The sequence below is a fragment of the Rhodanobacter sp. PCA2 genome (genome assembly GCF_013620825.1).
GTDB lineage: Bacteria > Pseudomonadota > Gammaproteobacteria > Xanthomonadales > Rhodanobacteraceae > Rhodanobacter_A.
Genome location: NZ_NJIC01000012.1, coordinates 110,615 through 127,943, shown reverse-complemented (window position 1 = coordinate 127,943; position 17,329 = coordinate 110,615). Strand labels below are relative to the sequence as shown.

General features: G+C 68.1%; 16 protein-coding genes. 12 read left to right on the top strand and 4 right to left on the bottom strand.

From position 1 onward, the window contains the following. Nucleotides 1-3: 3 nt before the first annotated feature. The 4 genes from PCA_RS04960 to grxD all read right to left on the bottom strand — a co-directional run bounded on the left by PCA_RS04960 (nt 4) and on the right by grxD (nt 4,716). Nucleotides 4-2,415: a TonB-dependent receptor gene (locus tag PCA_RS04960; RefSeq protein WP_255436669.1), complete on the bottom strand. Its 2,412-nt coding sequence runs from the start codon at nt 2,413-2,415 to the stop codon at nt 4-6. 561 nt (nt 2,416-2,976) lie between these two features. Continuing rightward, nucleotides 2,977-3,576: a YhgN family NAAT transporter gene (locus PCA_RS04955; protein ID WP_181301484.1), complete on the bottom strand. Its 600-nt coding sequence runs from the start codon at nt 3,574-3,576 to the stop codon at nt 2,977-2,979. 43 nt (nt 3,577-3,619) lie between these two features. Next, complete coding sequence (locus PCA_RS04950; protein WP_181301483.1) at nt 3,620-4,393, bottom strand: SDR family NAD(P)-dependent oxidoreductase; 774 nt, start codon at nt 4,391-4,393, stop codon at nt 3,620-3,622. After that, on the bottom strand, nt 4,390-4,716 hold the full coding sequence (grxD, locus tag PCA_RS04945) for a Grx4 family monothiol glutaredoxin (protein WP_181301482.1): 327 nt from the start codon (nt 4,714-4,716) through the stop codon (nt 4,390-4,392). Before grxD ends, PCA_RS04950 begins: the two co-directional genes overlap by 4 nt. A gap of 110 nt (nt 4,717-4,826) precedes the next feature. Between grxD and sodB the strand changes: the two genes are divergently transcribed. From sodB to lpxB, 12 genes are all read left to right on the top strand, one after another. Beyond that, nucleotides 4,827-5,405 carry a superoxide dismutase [Fe] gene (gene sodB, locus PCA_RS04940; RefSeq protein WP_181301481.1) on the top strand — a complete coding sequence of 193 codons (579 nt, stop codon included), beginning with the start codon at nt 4,827-4,829 and terminating at the stop codon, nt 5,403-5,405. A 181-nt stretch (nt 5,406-5,586) separates the two neighbouring features. Then, nucleotides 5,587-6,306, top strand: coding sequence for a UMP kinase (gene pyrH / locus PCA_RS04935; RefSeq protein WP_181301480.1), 720 nt, complete (start codon nt 5,587-5,589; stop codon nt 6,304-6,306). Nucleotides 6,307-6,395: 89 nt separating this feature from the next. After that, a complete protein-coding gene (frr, locus tag PCA_RS04930; RefSeq protein WP_181301479.1) occupies nt 6,396-6,953 on the top strand; it encodes a ribosome recycling factor in 558 nt (185 codons plus the stop codon). Nucleotides 6,954-7,124: 171 nt separating this feature from the next. Then, the gene (gene uppS, locus PCA_RS04925) at nt 7,125-7,868 is read left to right on the top strand and encodes a polyprenyl diphosphate synthase (protein WP_181301478.1); all 744 of its coding nucleotides are present in this window, start codon (nt 7,125-7,127) and stop codon (nt 7,866-7,868) included. 2 nt (nt 7,869-7,870) lie between these two features. Next, nucleotides 7,871-8,689 (top strand): phosphatidate cytidylyltransferase, encoded by an 819-nt coding sequence (locus PCA_RS04920; RefSeq protein ID WP_181301477.1) that lies wholly within the window; start codon nt 7,871-7,873, stop codon nt 8,687-8,689. Between the two features lie 13 nt (nt 8,690-8,702). Beyond that, nucleotides 8,703-9,881 carry a 1-deoxy-D-xylulose-5-phosphate reductoisomerase gene (locus tag PCA_RS04915; protein ID WP_181301476.1) on the top strand — a complete coding sequence of 393 codons (1,179 nt, stop codon included), beginning with the start codon at nt 8,703-8,705 and terminating at the stop codon, nt 9,879-9,881. Nucleotides 9,882-9,973: 92 nt separating this feature from the next. Next, the gene (gene rseP, locus PCA_RS04910; protein ID WP_181301475.1) at nt 9,974-11,320 is read left to right on the top strand and encodes an RIP metalloprotease RseP; all 1,347 of its coding nucleotides are present in this window, start codon (nt 9,974-9,976) and stop codon (nt 11,318-11,320) included. Between the two features lie 186 nt (nt 11,321-11,506). After that, complete coding sequence (gene bamA / locus PCA_RS04905; protein WP_181301474.1) at nt 11,507-13,936, top strand: outer membrane protein assembly factor BamA; 2,430 nt, start codon at nt 11,507-11,509, stop codon at nt 13,934-13,936. Nucleotides 13,937-14,048: 112 nt separating this feature from the next. Next, nucleotides 14,049-15,080, top strand: coding sequence for a UDP-3-O-(3-hydroxymyristoyl)glucosamine N-acyltransferase (gene lpxD, locus PCA_RS04900; protein ID WP_181301473.1), 1,032 nt, complete (start codon nt 14,049-14,051; stop codon nt 15,078-15,080). Further along, nucleotides 15,073-15,546 (top strand): 3-hydroxyacyl-ACP dehydratase FabZ, encoded by a 474-nt coding sequence (gene fabZ / locus PCA_RS04895; protein ID WP_181301472.1) that lies wholly within the window; start codon nt 15,073-15,075, stop codon nt 15,544-15,546. Before lpxD ends, fabZ begins: the two co-directional genes overlap by 8 nt. Further along, nucleotides 15,543-16,316 carry an acyl-ACP--UDP-N-acetylglucosamine O-acyltransferase gene (gene lpxA, locus PCA_RS04890; protein ID WP_181301471.1) on the top strand — a complete coding sequence of 258 codons (774 nt, stop codon included), beginning with the start codon at nt 15,543-15,545 and terminating at the stop codon, nt 16,314-16,316. Before fabZ ends, lpxA begins: the two co-directional genes overlap by 4 nt. 64 nt (nt 16,317-16,380) lie before the next feature. Beyond that, nucleotides 16,381-17,329: lipid-A-disaccharide synthase (gene lpxB / locus PCA_RS04885; protein WP_255436667.1), on the top strand; the 949-nt coding region annotated here is incomplete at its 3' end.

The window sequence follows — 17,329 nt, the reverse complement described above, 5'->3', positions numbered from 1 at the left end:
CTGCTAGTGGAAGGAAACGCCGAAGGTGACCATGTAGGTGCGGTCCTGCAGCAGCGAGTAGTACGGCGCCGAGGTGTACAGCGGCTTGCCGGTGGACGGGTCCGTGTACATGCCGCCCGGGTTGCTCGCCAGGAACGCTCCGATGTTGTTCGCGTTGGTCAGCGCGCGGCGGTCGCCCAGGTTGAACACGTTGAGCTTGACGTACGGGTGGTGCAGCCAGCTCGAGAGGTCGGGCAGGTTCACGCCGGCGTTGAGGTTGAACACCGTGTAGCCGCCAACCTTGTCGGTGTTCATCCAGTCGCCGTAGACCGCGCCGCGGTACTTGGCGTCCAGGCTGGCCCAGAGCGGGCCGTGACTGTAGGCCACGCGCAGGTAGCCGGAGTTCTTCGGCGTGTTGAGGAAGCTCTTGCCGTGCGTCGGATAGATGCCGTCGCCCAGCGTGTCGACGTCGCCTTGCAAGGTGGCCCGCTGCAGCGAGTAGTTCGCGTACACGGTCCAGTTCGCCGTCATCTTGTAGCTGGCCTCGGCGGTGAGGCCGCGCATGCGCATCTTCGGCAGGCTCAGGTAGACCGTGCCGCCGGTGGCGTTGTCGTAGCCCGAAATCTGCTTGTTCTTCAGGTGCGACTCGTAGGCGTCGATGTTGGCCGAGAACCGGTCGGCGTAGAAGCGCCAGCCCAGGTCCACCGTGGTGGCGGTCTCGGGCTGGTTGACGTAGGCGCCGGCCGCCGCGTTGGCCGTGTTCTTCGAATTGGCCGCGGCCGCGAAGTTCTGCAGCAGCGCGCCGTTGATCGGTGCACGGAACGTGCGGCCGGCACCGAGGTAGAACTGGTTCTCGTCGTCCAGCTGGTACTTCACGCCCGCGGTGGGGCTGAGCTTGCGATAGGTGGCGCTGGCGGCGCCGCCGAACTGGGCGTACTTGGGGTTGCTGCTCTGGCTGCCCCAGTTCTGGTAGTCGTAGCCGCTGCGCTGTTCCCACAGATAGGCCGCGCCCACGGTCACGGTCCACTGGTCGTTCGGCGTCCAGGTATTGGTGGCAAACACCTTGCGGGTGTCCGAGGTGGTGTATTCGCGGTACGCCCGCTGGACCACGCCGTTGGAGTAGCGGATCAGGTCGGTGGTGGCCCAGAAATCCGCCGGCTCGCCGTTCGCGGCCGGGGTGAAGAACTCGTTCTGCTGCTGGCGCGGTCGCTCGTACCAGAAGCCGTATTCCAGGCTGTCGTCCATGCCGAAGTCCTGGTTCAGCTTGGCGATGATGCCGGGGCGATAGGTATAAGTGGCATTGAACGCGTAGGCCACGGCGTTGCCGCCGATCCTACCGTCGCCGTTGATGTCCTGGTTCGCATAGCCGATGGTGTTCTGCGTCACCGTCGACTCGGTGAACTTGTAGCCGCCGCCGCCGCCGCCGTTGCCGTACCAGAAATACGGCACCACCGAGAGGCGCAGGCTGTCGCTGAGCCGGAACTCGCCGTCCATGCTCGCCAGCCAGCTCTGGAACGGATTGGTATGGAGCTTCCAGTAGTAGGTGTCGGTCGGGCTGTAGGCGGTGTCGTAGCTCTGGAAATAACCGCCCTGGGCGATCTGCGCCTTGGTCAGGCTGTTGTAGCCGTAATTGCGTTCGCGGTTGTACTGGAACGAGGCGGAGACGTAATCGTTGCCGTCGATGGTCCACAGCGCCTTGCCGTCCACCTTGGTGACGTTCATGTCGCCCGGGCCACGCCACTGGTTGACCGAATTGTTCGAATAGGAAAGCCATGCCCGCACCGGTCCGAGGTCGCCGGTATTGAGCCGCAGGAAGGTGCGCCGATAATCGTGGTCGCCGAAACTCTGGGTCATGTCCAGACCGGCCTGGTGCGAGGGGTCTATCGTCACCCAGGAAATCGAGCCGCCGGCCGCGCCGGAAACCGGCATGTCCACGTCCGGATAACCCTGCAGCACGGTAATGTCGCCGTAATTCTCGGCGTCGCCGTATTCGGTCGAGTAAATCTTGTAGTTGCCGCTGTCGTTGATCGGCGCGCCGTTCACCGTGCCGGCGATCTCGTCGCTGGTGAAACCGCGGATCTGGTAATTGCCGTTGGCCAGGCCGCTGACGTCGTCCGTCGAAGCGTTGACGCCAGGGATGCTGTCGATCATCTGCACGAAGGTGGCACCCGGCGCCGCCTGCACGATCGCGTCGCGGCTGATGGTGGAGACCGCCTTCGGAGCGGTCTGCACCGACATCAGGCCGCCGCCCAGCGCCAGCGACTGCGCCGTCACCTGCACCGCGCTCAACTGCTGCACGCCGCGCCGGGTGTCGTTCGACGTCGTGGTGTTCGAGGTGCTGGATACGCTGCTGCGCTGCTCCTGCGGAGGCGGGGTGGCCGAATCCGTGGCGGCTTGGCTGGCCGCCGTCTGCGCCAGCAAAAGACCGGGCGCCATGCAACAGGCAAGCGCAATCGCCAGGGAAAGATGGTTTTGCTTCATGGTGTCGGAACCTCTTGGTTGGATTTTCATTCGAATGCGGCCGCGGCTCGAAAAAAAGGAAAACACGCGGCAATGCAAAACCTGCATGCTGGCCGTCGCGCGTTGCCGATACCGCCAGGCACGAGGCCGCACAATCCATCCGGATCGCGCGAGCCCGCTCCATGGCAAACCGGGCCGCACCGCAAGCCCGCCCGCCCATGCATTTCTTGCGGCCATTGCAAGAAAAAACGATTTCTTCGGGCGCAAAAAAACCCGACCGCAAGGTCAGGTGGGTGAGTGCAGCCATTGCGTTGTGGCCCGGGATCGAAAATCGCGCCCCGAGCAGCCGATCTCTGGATTCGCCCGTGGAATCCTTACGCCGATGTTAGCATTTTGGCGAGCTCCGCTGACAGCATCTTTACAATTGCCACGACGCGCAGGCAAGTGCCCCGGTTCAAGCCCGGAGACACTGCGCATTCATTCGGGTTGTCGCCAGATTGAATATCCCCTTGGCGACGACGCTGACGACCGGGGCGATCAGAGCCGCAGATGCAGGTACGCCGCCACGCCGCCCAGGAACATCTGCACGGAAAGGGCGATCAGCAGCATGCCCATCACGCGTTCCAGCGCGGTCAGCACGCTCTCGCCCAGCCAGCGGAACAGGTAGGTGGAGCACAGCAGGATCACCGCCGTGGCCAGCCATGCGCCGATCAGGGCGATCGCCCAGTCCGCGGTGCGCCCCGGCTGGGTGTTGGTGAGCAACAGCAGCGCCGCCATCGCCGAGGGACCGGCCACGCCGGGTATCGCCATCGGCACGATGAAGGGCTCGCCGCCGCCGGACTTGCCGAAGATGCCGCCGCCGTCCGCCGGCGGAAACACCATGCGGATGCCGATCAGGAACAGCACGATGCCGCCGGCGATGCTGATGGAATCGGGTTTCAGCTGCAGCAGGTTCAGCAGCACCTGCCCGCCCAGCAGGAAGCCCAGCAGCACGCCGAGCGCGATCAGCAGCTCGCGCACCATCACGCGACGGCGGCGCTTGGGCGGCACGTCCTTCAGCAGGCTGAGGAAGATCGGGATATTGCCCAGCGGGTCCATGATCAGGAACAGCATGATTCCCGCCGCCAGGGTGGTCATCTGCGTTTCCATCAGCGTGCCCCGGACTGGCGATGGACGCAGCTCATGCCGCGTCCCGCAGATCGAGCACGCGACCGCGCGCCGCGGCGCCCTGCGCGGCCAGCAGCCAGACCAGCGCCTCGGCAGCGGCATCCGGCGGTGGGTGCTGCATGGTGTCCTCGCCGAAATACGCCTGCCGGCGCAGCCTGGTGCGCATCGGCCCGGGCAGCAACGCGTGCACGCGCAGCGGGCTCTCGTCGGTCTCCTCGTGCAGGATCGAGGCGAAGCGCTCCAGCGCCGCCTTGGAGACGCCATACGCACCCCAGTGCGCGCGCGCCAGCCGCGCGGGATCGTCCAGCACGAACACCACCGCGCTGTCGGCCGCCTCCTGCAGCAGCGGCAGGCAGGCCTGGGTCAGCGCGAACGGCGCATTGAGGTTGACGTGCATCGCGCGCAGCCAGTCGTCCGGCTTGTGCATGCCGATCGGGGTGAGCCCGGCGAAGCTGGCGGCGCAGTGCGCAATGCCGTCCAGCCGGCCGAAATCGTGGCGCAGGCCGTCGGCCAGCGCGGCGTACTCGCGCGGGGTGGCGGTTTCCATGTCCAGCGGATGGATCACCGGCTCGGCCAGGCCTTCGGCCAGCATCGCGTCGTACAGCTGTTCCAGCTGGCGCTTGCGCTTGCCGCTGACCACGACGGTGGCGCCGGCGCGCGTGGCCGCGCGCGCCACCGCGCCGCCCAGGCCGCCGTAGGCGCCGGTGACCAGCACCACGCGACCGGCCAGCGTGTCGCCGCCGGCGGGCGCCCAGCCCGCGGGAAGACCCATCGACGGCAGCGTCATTCCTGCGACGCCCCGGTCACGTCGCCGGCCATGCGCGCCAGCTCGCCGGAAGCCTGCAGGTCCACCACGATGTCGCAGCCGCCGATCAGTTCGCCCTCGATGAAGAGCTGCGGGAACGTCGGCCAGTTCGCGTAGTGCGGCAACGCCGCGCGGATTTCCGGATCGGCCAGCACGTTCACTGCGTGGAACGGCGCGCCGGCCTGCTGCAGCGCCTGTGCGGCGCGGCTGGAAAAGCCGCACATGGGAAATTCCGGCGTGCCCTTCATGAAGAGCACGATCGGATGCGCGGCGAGCAGCGACTTGATTCGCTCGTTTACGTCCATGGCTGGTGGTTCATCTTTACAATGCAGGCAGATCGGTATTGTATCAGCCGACACGCAGCGGCCGCCGGTCGTCGCGACCTTTTCTCCCAGCCACCGTCAAGGAGCCAGCCATGGCGATCGAACTTCCCCCGTTGCCCTACGAAAAGAACGCGCTCGAGCCCCACATCTCCGCCGAGACGCTGGAGTACCACTACGGCAAGCACCACCAGGCCTACGTGACCAACCTCAACAACCTGGTCAAGGGCACCGAGTTCGAAGGCGCCGCGCTGGAAGACATCATCCGCAAGTCCTCCGGCGGCGTGTTCAACAACGCCGCGCAGATCTGGAACCACACGTTCTACTGGAACTCGCTGAGCCCCAAGGGCGGCAAGGAACCCACCGGCAAGCTGGCCGACGCGATCAACAAGGCGTTCGGTTCGTTCGAGAAGTTCAAGGAAGAGTTCACCAAGTCCGCCGCCGGCAACTTCGGCTCGGGCTGGACCTGGCTGGTGCAGCGCCCGGATGGCGCGCTGGGCATCGTCAACACCTCCAACGCCGCCACGCCGGTCACCGGCAGCGACAAGCCGCTGCTCACCGTGGACGTGTGGGAACACGCCTACTACATCGACTACCGCAACGCCCGCCCGAAGTACCTGGAAGCGTTCTGGAACCTGGTCAACTGGGACTTCGCGGCGAAGAACCTCGCCTGATCACGCAGCAGCGCCACGGACAAGCGGAGCCCTCGCGGCTCCGCTTTTTTCGTGCCTGGCGTGCGACTCGCGCACCCGCGGAACGCACGTGCGCCCGGCCGGCAATGACGCGAATCGCTCGCCGCGCGTGGGCGCAATCGCTACAATGCGCCGGTTTGCGCCACCACAATCCGGAGACCCCATGAGCGACCAGCCCAAGTACCGCCGCATCCTGCTCAAGCTCTCCGGTGAAGCGCTGATGGGCGAGGCCGATTACGGCATCGATCCGAAGGTGATCGGCGAACTGGCGGACGAGATCATCGCCGTGAGCAGGAGCGGCGTGGAAGTCGGCGTGGTGATCGGCGGCGGCAACATCTTCCGCGGCGAGGGCCTGGCCGCATCCGGCATGGACCGCGTCACCGGCGACCACATGGGCATGCTGGCCACGGTGATGAACGCGCTGGCGATGGCCGACGCGATCGAGAAGCGCGGCGCCTACGCCCGCGTGATGAGCGCGATCCAGATCCACGACGTGGCCGAGGACTACATCCGCCGCCGCGCGATCCGCCACATCGAGAAGGGCCGCATCGCGCTGTTCGCGGCCGGCACCGGCAACCCGTTCTTCACCACCGACTCGGCCGCCGCCCTGCGCGCGGTGGAGATCGGCGCGGACCTGCTGCTCAAGGCCACCAAGGTCGACGGCGTCTACACCGCCGACCCGGCCCGCGATCCCGACGCCCGGCGCTACGACGAACTCACCTACAACGAGGTGATCCAGCGCAACCTCAAGGTGATGGACACCGCCGCGATCGCCCTGTGCCGCGACCACGGCATGCCGCTGCGCATCTACGACATGACCGTGCCCGGCAACCTCACCCGCATCATGCACGGCGAAGCGGTGGGCACCCTGGTCCACAACTGACCCCGTGCAGCGCCGGCGGCCGCCGTCCGGCCGCGACGACCGGCGCTGCTATACTCGCCGGCTGACCAGATCCACCGGGAAACGCCTCCATGATCAACGACATCAAGAACGATGCCCAGACCCGCATGGGCAAGAGCATCGACGCGCTCCGGCACGAACTCACCCGCCTGCGCACCGGCCGCGCCAGCACCGCGCTGGTGGACGGCATCAAGGTGCCCGCCTACGGTTCGGAGATGCCGCTGAACCAGGTGGCCTCGGTGGCCCTGGGCGACGCGCGCTCCATCATCATCACGCCGTTCGACAAGAGCCTGGTCGGCCCGGTCGAAAAGGCCCTGCTGGCTTCGGACATCGGCATCACGCCCACCACCGCGGGCACCGTGATCCGCCTCAACATGCCGCCGCTCACCGAGGAGCGCCGCCGCGAGCTGGCCAAGCACGTGTCGCACGAGGGCGAGAACGCGAAGATCGCGATCCGCAACGTGCGCCGCGACGCCTTGCAGAAGCTGAAGGACCTGCTCAAGGACAAGCAGATCAGCGAGGACGAGGAACGCCGCGCCGACGACGAGATCCAGAAGCTCACCGACCGCTTCGTCAAGGACGTCGACGGCGTGGTGAAGGCCAAGGAAGACGAGCTGATGTCCATGTGACGCATGCCGGACCGCGGGGCCCGGAACATCCGGCGCCGCGGTTTCGGGCAACGGCGCGCCCTCTCCCCCGCCATGGAGAAGGCGACAGGGGCACACTGGCACCCACTCCATCCATCCGCCCCTTCGGGGCAGCATTTCCCTGACCGGGGAGGGACCGGCCCAAGCCGCACCATGACCTCCACACCCGCCATCCCCCGCCACATCGCCATCGTGATGGACGGCAACGGCCGCTGGGCGAAGGCGCGCCACCGGCCGCGCAGCTTCGGCCACAACGCCGGCCGCAAGGCGGTGCGCGAGGTGGTGGAAGGCTGTCTGCGCGAAGGGGTCGAGGCGCTTACCCTGTTCGCGTTCTCCAGCGAGAACTGGCAGCGGCCGGAAGAGGAAGTCGGCGCGCTGATGACGCTGTTCCTGCGCGCGCTGGACAAGGAAACCGACGAACTGCACGCCCAGGGCGTGCGGCTGCGATTCGTGGGCGACCTGGCCGCCTTCGACGCCCCGCTGCGCGAGCGCATGCAGGCCGCGATGGCGCGCACCGGCGGCAACGTCAAACTGCACCTCAACGTGGCGGTGAACTACGGCGGCCGCTGGGACATCGCCCAGGCCGCGCGCCAGGCCGCCGCGGCAGTGGCCCGCGGCGAACTGCAGGCCGAGGCGATCGACGAGGCCACGCTGGCCGCGCGGATGTGCCTGGCCGACCTGCCCCCGCTGGACCTGTTCATCCGCACCGGCGGCGAATGCCGGCTCAGCAACTTCCTGCTGTGGCAGGCGGCCTATGCCGAACTGCATTTCACCGATACCCTGTGGCCGGACTTCGATCAGGCCTGCCTGCATCGGGCCATCGAGGACTACGGCCGGCGCGACCGCCGCTACGGTCGCACCGGCGAACAGCTCGCCGCCACCAGGACCCAGGGGTAAGCATGCTGTTCCAGCGCGTCGTCACCGCCTTGCTGCTTGCGCCGCTGGCGATACTGATCATCCTGCTGTTGCCGACCCCGTGGCTGGCCGTGGTCGGCGCCGTGGTGTTCCTGGGTGCGCTGGAGGAATGGGCCCGCCTCGCCGGCGTACGCCAGCCCGCCGCGCGCATCGCGTTGCTGGCGGTCGCCGCGCTGCTGTTCGTGCTGCTGTGGCTGGCGCATGCCGGCCCGCTGACGCCGCTGCTGCTGGCGCTGGGCGTGGCGTGGTGGCTGACCGCCTGCCTGTGGCTGCGCCACTTCGCCTACGGCGCGGCGCCCACGAAGGAGAACCGCGCCGTCAAGCTGGCGGCCGGCGCCTTCGTGGTCTTCCCCGCCTGGATCGCCGCGCTCGCGCTGCACGGCCGCGAGCCGCACGGCCACTGGTGGATGCTGCTGGCCCTGCTGGTGGTGTGGGCCGCGGACATCGGCGCATACTTCAGCGGACGCGCGTTCGGCAAGCGCAAGCTGGCACCGCAGATCAGCCCCGGCAAGACCTGGGCAGGCGCCTACGGGGCGCTGGCCGCCGGCGCGGCGGTCGCCCTGATCGGGGGCTGGCTGCTGGGCCTGCGCGGCGCGGCGCTGCCCGGCCTGGCGGTGCTGGCCCTGCTCACCGTGGCCGCCTCCATCGTGGGCGACCTGCTCGAAAGCCTGATGAAGCGCCATGCCCAGGTGAAGGACTCGGGCGACCTGTTCCCCGGCCACGGCGGCCTGCTGGACCGGCTGGACAGCGTGTTCGCCGCCCTGCCGGTGTTCACCCTGGGCCTGCAGCTGCTCCGGATGTAAAGGGAAAGTGGCAATGAACAAGGTTGCGGTACTGGGTGCCACCGGTTCGATCGGCGCCAGCACGCTGGATGTCATCGCGCGGCATCCGGACCGCTTCCGCGCGAACATCCTGAGTGCGCACCGCAACGTGGCGGCCCTGGCCGCACTGTGCGCCACGCACCGCCCCGAACTGGCGGTGATCGCCGACCCCGCGCTGGAAGGCGAGCTGGCGCGCCGCCTCGCCGCCGACGGCGTGCGCTGCGAAGTGGCCAGCGGCCAGGCCGCGCTCGCCGCCGCCGCGGCCGGCACGCAGTGCGATACCGTGGTGGCCGCGATCGTGGGCGCGGCGGGACTGGACTCCACCCTCGCCGCCGCGCGCGCCGGCAAGCGCCTGCTGCTGGCGAACAAGGAATCCATCGTGCTGGCCGGCCCGCTGCTGCTGGAGGCGCTGCGCACCGGGGGCGGCGAACTGATCCCGGTGGACTCCGAGCACAACGCGATCTTCCAGTGCCTGCCCGGCGGCCGCCCGAACCTGCGCGCCAGCGGCGTGCGCAAGCTCGTGCTCACCGCCTCGGGCGGCCCGTTCCGGGGTCGCAGCCGCGCCGAACTGGCGGCGGTGACCCCCGACCAGGCCTGCAAGCACCCCAAATGGTCGATGGGCCGCAAGATCTCGGTGGATTCAGCCACCCTGATGAACAAGGGCCTGGAAGTGATCGAGGCCCACCACCTGTTCGGCGCGCCGGCCGCGGCGATCGAAGTGGCGGTGCATCCGCAGAGCCTGGTGCATTCGCTGGTGGAATACGTGGACGGCTCGGTGCTGGCCCAGCTCGGCAACCCCGACATGCGCACCGCGATCGCCCACGCGCTGGCGTGGCCCGACCGCGTGGAATCGGGGGTGACGCCGCTGAACCTCGCCACCTGCGGCGCGCTGGAGTTCGGGGCGCCGGACCTGGACACCTTCCGCTGCCTCGCGCTGGCCTTCCAGGCGCTGCGTGCCGGCGGCGACGCGCCGGCCATCCTGAACGCCGCGAACGAGGTGGCGGTGGAAGCCTTCCTGGCCGGCGCCCTGCCCTTCCTGGCCATCGCCGAAGTGGTCGAGGGGGTACTTGCGGAACTGCCGCCGCAAGCCGTGGTCGATGTGGAGTCTCTTGTTGCGCGCGACGGCGAGGCCCGGGCCGCGGCCCGGCGCCTGTTGCTACGCAGCTGTTCATGATCCCCCGGGCAGCTTGCTGCACCCGGGAACATGAACAGGTTCCCGGGGCTTGCTGATATCCTGTCACCGATAGATTTCCCTCACGGCGTTTGATGACTTCCTTTTTCGGCTCGGTATTCTGGTTGCTGGTCACGCTGGGCGTGCTGGTGACCTTCCATGAGTTCGGCCATTACTGGGTCGCGCGCCGTTGCGGGGTGAAGGTGCTGCGCTTCTCGGTGGGCTTCGGCAACGCGGTGTGGAAGCGCATCGGCCGCGACGGCACCGAGTACCAGATCGCCGCGATCCCGCTGGGCGGCTACGTGAAGATGCTGGACGCACGCGAAGGCGTGGTGCCGCCGCAGCTGCAAGGCCAGGAGTTCACCGGCCAGCCGGTGTGGAAGCGCATCCTGATCGTGCTGGCGGGGCCGGGCTTCAACCTGCTGTTCACCGTGGCGGCGCTGTGGCTGATGTTCATGGTGGGCCTGCCCGACAGCGCGCCCATCGTCACCGCCAAGCCGCAGAGCATGGCCGCCCAGGCAGGCATCCAGCCGGGCGACCGCATCCTCAGCATCGCCGGCCGCGACGTCGATACCTGGGGCGATTCGCTGGACGTGGTGGCGAATGCCCTGCTGGGCCGCACGCCGCTGCCGCTCACCGTGCGCGATCCCGACGGCACGCAGCGGCGCCTGCTGCTGCCGCTGGACAAGCTGCCGCCCGGCCAGACCGTCGACCAGTACTTCACCACCCTGGGCCTGCTGCCGATGCCGGCGCCCGCGGTGGCCGCCACCGTGCTGCCCGACCAGCCCGCCGCGCTGGCCGGCATGCTGGCCGGCGACCGCATCGTCAGCGTGAACGGCAAGCCCGCCACCGATTTCCTGGGGATGGGCAAGCTGGTGCAGCAGGACGCCGTGGTGTCCCCGAAGCTGGCGATCGTGGTCGAGCGCAACGGCAAGACCATCCCGCTGCAGGTCGTCGCACGGCGCGAATCGCTGCAGGGCCAGCCCTCCGACTGGATGATAGGCATAGGCTCGCAACCGCCCGAAGCCGCCACGCTGCGCTACGGCCCGCTGCGCGCCCTGAACGAGGCGCTGGCCGCCACCTGGCGCAACACCGCGCAGACCTTCGGCATGATAGGCAAGATGCTGGACGGCGAGGCCTCGCCGCGCAACCTGTCCAGCGTGATCGGCATCGCGCAGGTGGCGAATGCCAGCGCCCAGCTGGGCTTCGCCCGGTTCCTGCAGTTCCTCGCCATGGTGTCGCTGAGCCTGGCGGTGCTGAACCTGCTGCCCATCCCCGTCTTGGATGGCGGCCACCTGCTGTATTACCTTATCGAGTTGGTCAAGGGCAGCCCGCTCAGCGAACAGGCCATGGCGATCGGCCAGTACGTGGGGCTGGTGCTGCTGTTCAGCCTGATGGGCCTGGTGTTCTACAACGACATCCATCGCCTGCTGCTGTCGTGACGTCGATGATCCGCGCCACCGGTTCGTCGACGCCGCAAACGTTCGTGCCGGCCGCGCTCACGCGCGCCGGTCTGTTGCATCCGGTGCCTCTTGCGGGCACCTGTTCTTTCTCGCGGCGGGGTTCTGCCCTGCCGCGCACCTTGATCGGGCCGGCGGCCTGATCGAAACCATCCACCGGAATCGACGATGAAGCGTATCGCCGCCCTGCTCCTGCTTGCCTCCCTCTCCGCCAACGCGCTCGCCTTCGATCCGTTCGTGATCTCGGACATCCGCATCGACGGTCTCAGCCGCATCTCCGCCGGCACGGTGTTCAACTACCTGCCGATGAGCCGCGGCGACCGCATGACCGACGCCACGGCGCAGCGGGCGATCCGCGCGCTGTACCAGACCAAGTTCTTCAGCGACGTGGAACTGGAGCGTGACGGCAACATCCTGGTGATCAAGGTGGTGGAGCGGCCGTCGATCGCCAAGCTCACCATCCGCGGCAACAAGGACATCAAGACCGACGACCTGAAGAAGGGCCTGAAGTCGATCGGCCTGGCCGAGGGCGAGACGTTCGACCGCCTCGCGCTGGACAACGTGCAGCAGGAACTGATCCACCAGTACTACAACCGCGGCAAGTACAGCGTGTCGGTGATCCCCCACGTGGTGCGGCTGGAACGCAACCGCGTGGCGATCGACATCGAGGTCCGCGAGGGCCAGGTGGCGAAGATCAAGGAGATCAACATCCTCGGCAACCACGCGTTCACCGACAAGGCGATCCGCGACGATTTCGAGCTGGGCACGCCGAACTGGATGTCGTGGTACTCGAAGAACGACCAGTATTCGCGCGAGAAGCTCTCCGGCGACCTGGAGAAGCTGCAGTCCTACTACATGAACCGCGGCTACGCCGACTTCGGCGTCGATTCCACCCAGGTCACGATCGCCCCGGACAAGCAGTCGATGTACATCGCCGCCGACGTCAAGGAAGGCGAGATCTACAAGATCCAGGACGTGAAGCTGCTGGGCACGCTGGTGCTGCCCGAAGCCACGCTGCGGCAACTGGTGTTTGTCAAGCCGGGCGAGGTGTTCAACCGCGCCGCGATCGAGAACAGCACCAAGGCGCTCAAGGCGCTGCTGGCGAACATCGGCTACGCCTACGCCAAGGTCACGCCGTATCCCAAGCTGGACAAGGACAAGCGCACCGTCGACCTCACGCTGTACATCGAACCGGGCCAGCGCGTCTACGTGCGGCGCGTGATCTTCGAGGGCAACACGCTCACCGAGGACAACGTGCTGCGCCGCGAGATGCGCCAGCTCGAAGGGTCCTGGTACTCGCAAGGGATGATCGACCGTTCCAAGATCCGCCTGCAGCAGCTGGGCTACTTCAAGAAGGTCGACATCGACAAGAAGAAGGTGGCCGGCTCCGACGACCAGGTGGATGTCACCGTCAAGGTCGAGGAACAGTCCGCCGGCAGCCTGCAGTTCGGCGTGGGCTACTCGCAGTATTCCGGCATCATCCTGTCCGCCTCGGTGTCGCAGCGCAACCTGTTCGGCACCGGCGACAGCGTGTCGGTGAGCGGCGAGCGCAGCAGCTACTACACCCGCTTCAACGTCAACTACTACAACCCCTACCTCACCGACAACAACGTCGGCATCGGCTACAACGCCACCTATTCGAAGACCGACTTCGGCAACGTCGACAACAGCGAGTTCGCGAACTACTCCACCAGCCAGAAGGCGTTCTCCACCTACCTCGGCTTCCCGATCACCGACTTCCAGAGTATCCGCGCGGGCCTCGGCGTCAGCAGCAACAAGATCAACTCGATCGCCGGCTACACGCCGCAGCAGCTGGTCGACTACCAGAACGAGATCGGCAACTACACCGTGCACTCGCTGGTCGGCACGCTGGGCTGGAACATGGACAGCCGCAACGGCTACTGGGCGCCCACCCGCGGCGGCGTGCTGTCGCTGAGTTCCGAAGTGGCGCTGCCCACCTCCACCGTGAAGTACTGGAAGGTGACGGGCGAGGCGAACCACTACTGGCCGATCGGCCACGGCTTCGTGCTCTACCTCGACGGCCAGGTCGGCTACGGCAAGACCTACGGCAAGAACGGCATCAGCGACACGGCGTTCGACCAGCTCAAGGCCGCCTATGCCGCGGCGGGAATGCCCGAGCCGCTCGACATGCGCAACGACTTCCCGTTCTGGGAGAACTTCTACTCCGGCGGCGTGCGCGACGTGCGCGGCTTCCAGGACAACACGCTGGGCCCGCGCATCTGCTCGGGCACGGGCCAGCCCGACGCCAGCGGCAACTGCAGCGGCAGCTATTACTCCTACGCACAGCCCATCGGCGGCGCGTTCAAGGTGCTGGGCACGGCCGAGCTGTACCTGCCGCTGCCCTTCCTCAAGGACGTCAACACCGCCCGCGTGTCCTGGTTCGTGGACGTGGGCAACGCGTACAAGAACTGGCAGAGCTTCGACGCCAGCACGCTGCGCGCCTCCACCGGCCTGTCGCTGCACTGGCAGGCGCCGATCGGCCCGATGATCATCAACTTCGCGCTGCCGTTCCGCACCCAGCGCGACGACGGCCACTACGAGGAGCGCATCCAGTTCACGTTCGGCTCCACGTTCTGAGGCCGGACGAACGCACCACCCCGGCGAAAAGCGCGGCCTGCCGCGCTTTTCGCCTTCCGGACCACGGCCGCGGCACTGCCGATACAATGGGCGGCCCCTCGCGGAGAAGCCCTTGAGCACCCATCCCGGCCCCACCCTCGCCGACCTGGCCGAACGCTTCGGCTTGCGCCTGCACGGCGACGGCGGGCGCTCCATCGACGGCGTCGCCACGCTCGCGAACGCCGGCGCCCGCCAGCTGGCCTTCCTCTCCAACGGCAAGTACGCCGCGCAACTGGCCGCCACCGGCGCCGGTGCGGTGATCCTGCGCGAGGAACACCTCGCGGACTGTCCGGTCGACGCCCTGGTCGCCGCCGACCCCTACGTGGCCTACGCGAAGATCGCCGCGCTGTTCGAGCGCCTGCCGGCAGCCGCGCCCGGGATCCACCCCACCGCGGTGGTGGACGCGGGCGCGACCGTCGCCCCGGGCGCCAGCGTCGGCCCCTGCTGCGTGGTCGCCGCCGGCGCGGTGATCGCCGAGGGCGCCGTGCTCGGCCCGCATTGCATCGTGGGCGAGGACTGCACGGTGGGCGCCCAGTCGCGCCTGGTGGCGCGGGTCACCCTGGTGACGCGGGTGCGCCTGGGCCGGCGCGTGCTGGTGCACCCCGGCGCGGTGATCGGTTCCGACGGCTTCGGACTCGCCTTCGAACGCGACCACTGGGTGAAGATCCCCCAGCTCGGCGGCGTGCGCATCGGCGACGATTGCGAGATCGGCGCGAACACCACCATCGACCGCGGCGCGCTGGACGATACCGTGCTGGAAGAGGACGTGCGGCTGGACAACCAGATCCAGATCGCCCACAACGTGCACGTGGGCGCGCACACCGCGATGGCGGGCTGCGCGGCGGTGGCCGGCAGCGCGAGGATCGGCCGCTGGTGCATGATCGGCGGCAACGCCGGCGTGCTGGGCCATCTGGAACTGGCCGACCGCGTTACCATTACCGCCAAGAGCCTGGTTACGCACTCGATACGCGAGCCGGGCGAGTATTCCTCCGGCACGCCGCTGCAGGACAACCGCCAGTGGCGCAAGAACGCCGCCCGCTTCAAGCACCTGGACGATTTCGCGCGCCGCCTCACGGCGCTGGAGAAGGACGAGAACGATGAGTGACAAAGCCGCAACCGTGACCCTGCCGGTGAGCGTGGAACAGATCCAGCAGCTGCTGCCGCACCGCTATCCGTTCCTGCTGGTCGACCGGGTGGTCGAGATGGTTCCCGACCAGAGCGTGGTGGCGCTGAAGAACGTCACCATCAACGAGCCGTTCTTCAACGGCCACTTCCCCGGCCACCCGGTGATGCCGGGCGTGCTGATCGTGGAGGCGATGGCGCAGGCGGCGGGCCTGCTCACCCAGCTCAGCAACCGCATGAAGGGCAACACCGACAGCCCGCTGTTCTACCTCGTCAAGGTGGACAACGCGCGCTTCAGCGCGCCGGTGGTGCCGGGCGACCAGTTGCGACTGGAAGTGTCGGTGAAGCGCGTGATGCGCGGCATGGGCCTGTTCGCCGCACGCACCGTGGTGGACGGCAAGGAAGTGGCAAGCTGCGAACTGATGTGCGCGGCGAGGTCGGACAAATGATCCACCCCACCGCGCAGATCGACCCCACTGCCAGGATCGGCGCCAACGTCAGCATCGGCGCCTACAGCGTGATCGGCGCCGAGGTGGAGATCGGCGAGGGCACCGTGATCGGCCCGCACGTGGTGATCGACGGGCCGACCCGCATCGGCCGCGACAATCGCATCACGCAATTCGCCTCGCTGGGCGGCAATCCCCAGGACATGAAGTTCAAGGGCGAGCGCACCGAGCTGGTGATCGGCGACCGCAACCTGATCCGCGAGTTCGTCACCATCAACCGCGGCACCGGCGAAGGCGGCGGAATCACCCGCATCGGCGACGACAACTGGCTGCTCGCCTACGTGCACATCGCGCACGACTGCCAGGTGGGCAACCACGTGGTGTTCTCCAACTACTCGGCGCTGGCCGGGCACGTGGAGATCGGCGACTGGGTGATCATCTCCGGCTACGCCGGCGTGCACCAGTTCTGCAAGGTCGGCGCGCACGCGTTCATCGCGATGGGCTGCCTGGTCGGTTCCGACGTGCCGCCGTTCCTGATGATGGCGAACGAGCAGCATGGCCGTCCGCGCGGCATCAACAGCGAGGGCCTGAAGCGCCGCGGCTTCGAGAGCCCGCGCATCGCCGCGATCAAGCGCGCCTACCGCACCTTGTACATGGCCGGCCTGTCGCTGCCCGAGGCCCGCGAACAGCTCGCCCAGCAGGCGCAGGACAGCACGGACGTGCGCGCGATGCTGGACTTCATCGACCGCAGCAACCGGGCACTCGCCAGATAAGCGTCGCGGATATGCGTCCCGCATATCCGCAAATCAAACACGCGCTCTGCTTTATGCTGTCGGCATGAACGACGCTCCACAAGCAGGCACAGCCCCGTTGATCGCCCTCCTCGCCGGCGAAGACTCCGGCGACCAGCTCGGCGCCGACCTGATCGCCGCGCTGCGCGCCCGCTACCCCGCCGCCCGCTTCGTCGGCATCGGCGGCAGCCGCATGCAGGCCGAGGGCTTCGAGTCCTGGTACGACATCCGCGAGCTGTCGCTGTTCGGGCTGGCCGAAGTGCTGTCGCACCTGCCGCGCCTGCTCAGGCTGCGCAAGGAACTCGTCGCGCGCCTGCTCGCCGCGAAACCGGCCGTGGTGGTCGGCATCGATGCGCCGGATTTCAACCTGGGCGTGGAGCAGCGGCTGAAGCAGGCCGGCCTGCGCACCGTGCACTACGTCAGCCCCTCGGTATGGGCCTGGCGCGAACATCGCGCGGAAAAGATCGGCCGCTCGGCCGACCGCGTGCTGTGCCTGTTCCCGATGGAACCGGCGATCTACGCCCGGCACGGCGTCGATGCCCGCTTCACCGGCCATCCGCTGGCCGACCGCTTCCCGCTGGTGTCCGACCGCGCCGCCGCGCGCGAGGCGCTGCAGCTGCCGCAGGACGCGCCGGTGCTGGCCGTGTTGCCGGGCAGCCGCGGCAGCGAGCTGGCCCGGTTGGGCGGCCCGTTCCTCGACGCCGCACGGCGCGTGGCCGCCGCGCTGCCCGGCCTGCGCGTGGTGATCCCCGCCGCGAACCCGCGCATGCTGGAACAGCTGCGCGCCCTGCTCGCCAGGGTGCCGCAGGACGCCACCGCGCCGCTGCTGCTGGACGGCCAGGCCCATCTCGCCATGCAGGCCGCCGACGTGGTGCTGCTGGCCTCCGGCACCGCCACGCTGGAGGCGCTGCTGGCGAAGCGGCCGATGGTGGTGGGCTACCGCGTCGCGCCCGCCAGCTACCGCGTCGCGAAATTGCTGCGCATGCTCAAGACCG

What these genes read in the sequence shown, in the direction of transcription:
- PCA_RS04920 (WP_181301477.1), top strand. Translation starts at nt 7,871, where the DNA reads ATGCTGTTCCAGCGCGTCGTCACCGCCTTGCTGCTTGCGCCGCTGGCG.
- rseP (WP_181301475.1), top strand. Translation starts at nt 9,974, where the DNA reads ATGACTTCCTTTTTCGGCTCGGTATTCTGGTTGCTGGTCACGCTGGGC.
- grxD (WP_181301482.1), bottom strand. Translation starts at nt 4,716, where the DNA reads ATGGACGTAAACGAGCGAATCAAGTCGCTGCTCGCCGCGCATCCGATC.
- lpxA (WP_181301471.1), top strand. Translation starts at nt 15,543, where the DNA reads ATGATCCACCCCACCGCGCAGATCGACCCCACTGCCAGGATCGGCGCC.
- fabZ (WP_181301472.1), top strand. Translation starts at nt 15,073, where the DNA reads ATGAGTGACAAAGCCGCAACCGTGACCCTGCCGGTGAGCGTGGAACAG.
- PCA_RS04960 (WP_255436669.1), bottom strand. Translation starts at nt 2,415, where the DNA reads ATGGCGCCCGGTCTTTTGCTGGCGCAGACGGCGGCCAGCCAAGCCGCC.
- uppS (WP_181301478.1), top strand. Translation starts at nt 7,125, where the DNA reads ATGACCTCCACACCCGCCATCCCCCGCCACATCGCCATCGTGATGGAC.
- pyrH (WP_181301480.1), top strand. Translation starts at nt 5,587, where the DNA reads ATGAGCGACCAGCCCAAGTACCGCCGCATCCTGCTCAAGCTCTCCGGT.
- PCA_RS04955 (WP_181301484.1), bottom strand. Translation starts at nt 3,576, where the DNA reads ATGACCACCCTGGCGGCGGGAATCATGCTGTTCCTGATCATGGACCCG.
- bamA (WP_181301474.1), top strand. Translation starts at nt 11,507, where the DNA reads ATGAAGCGTATCGCCGCCCTGCTCCTGCTTGCCTCCCTCTCCGCCAAC.
- PCA_RS04950 (WP_181301483.1), bottom strand. Translation starts at nt 4,393, where the DNA reads ATGACGCTGCCGTCGATGGGTCTTCCCGCGGGCTGGGCGCCCGCCGGC.
- sodB (WP_181301481.1), top strand. Translation starts at nt 4,827, where the DNA reads ATGGCGATCGAACTTCCCCCGTTGCCCTACGAAAAGAACGCGCTCGAG.
- PCA_RS04915 (WP_181301476.1), top strand. Translation starts at nt 8,703, where the DNA reads ATGAACAAGGTTGCGGTACTGGGTGCCACCGGTTCGATCGGCGCCAGC.
- frr (WP_181301479.1), top strand. Translation starts at nt 6,396, where the DNA reads ATGATCAACGACATCAAGAACGATGCCCAGACCCGCATGGGCAAGAGC.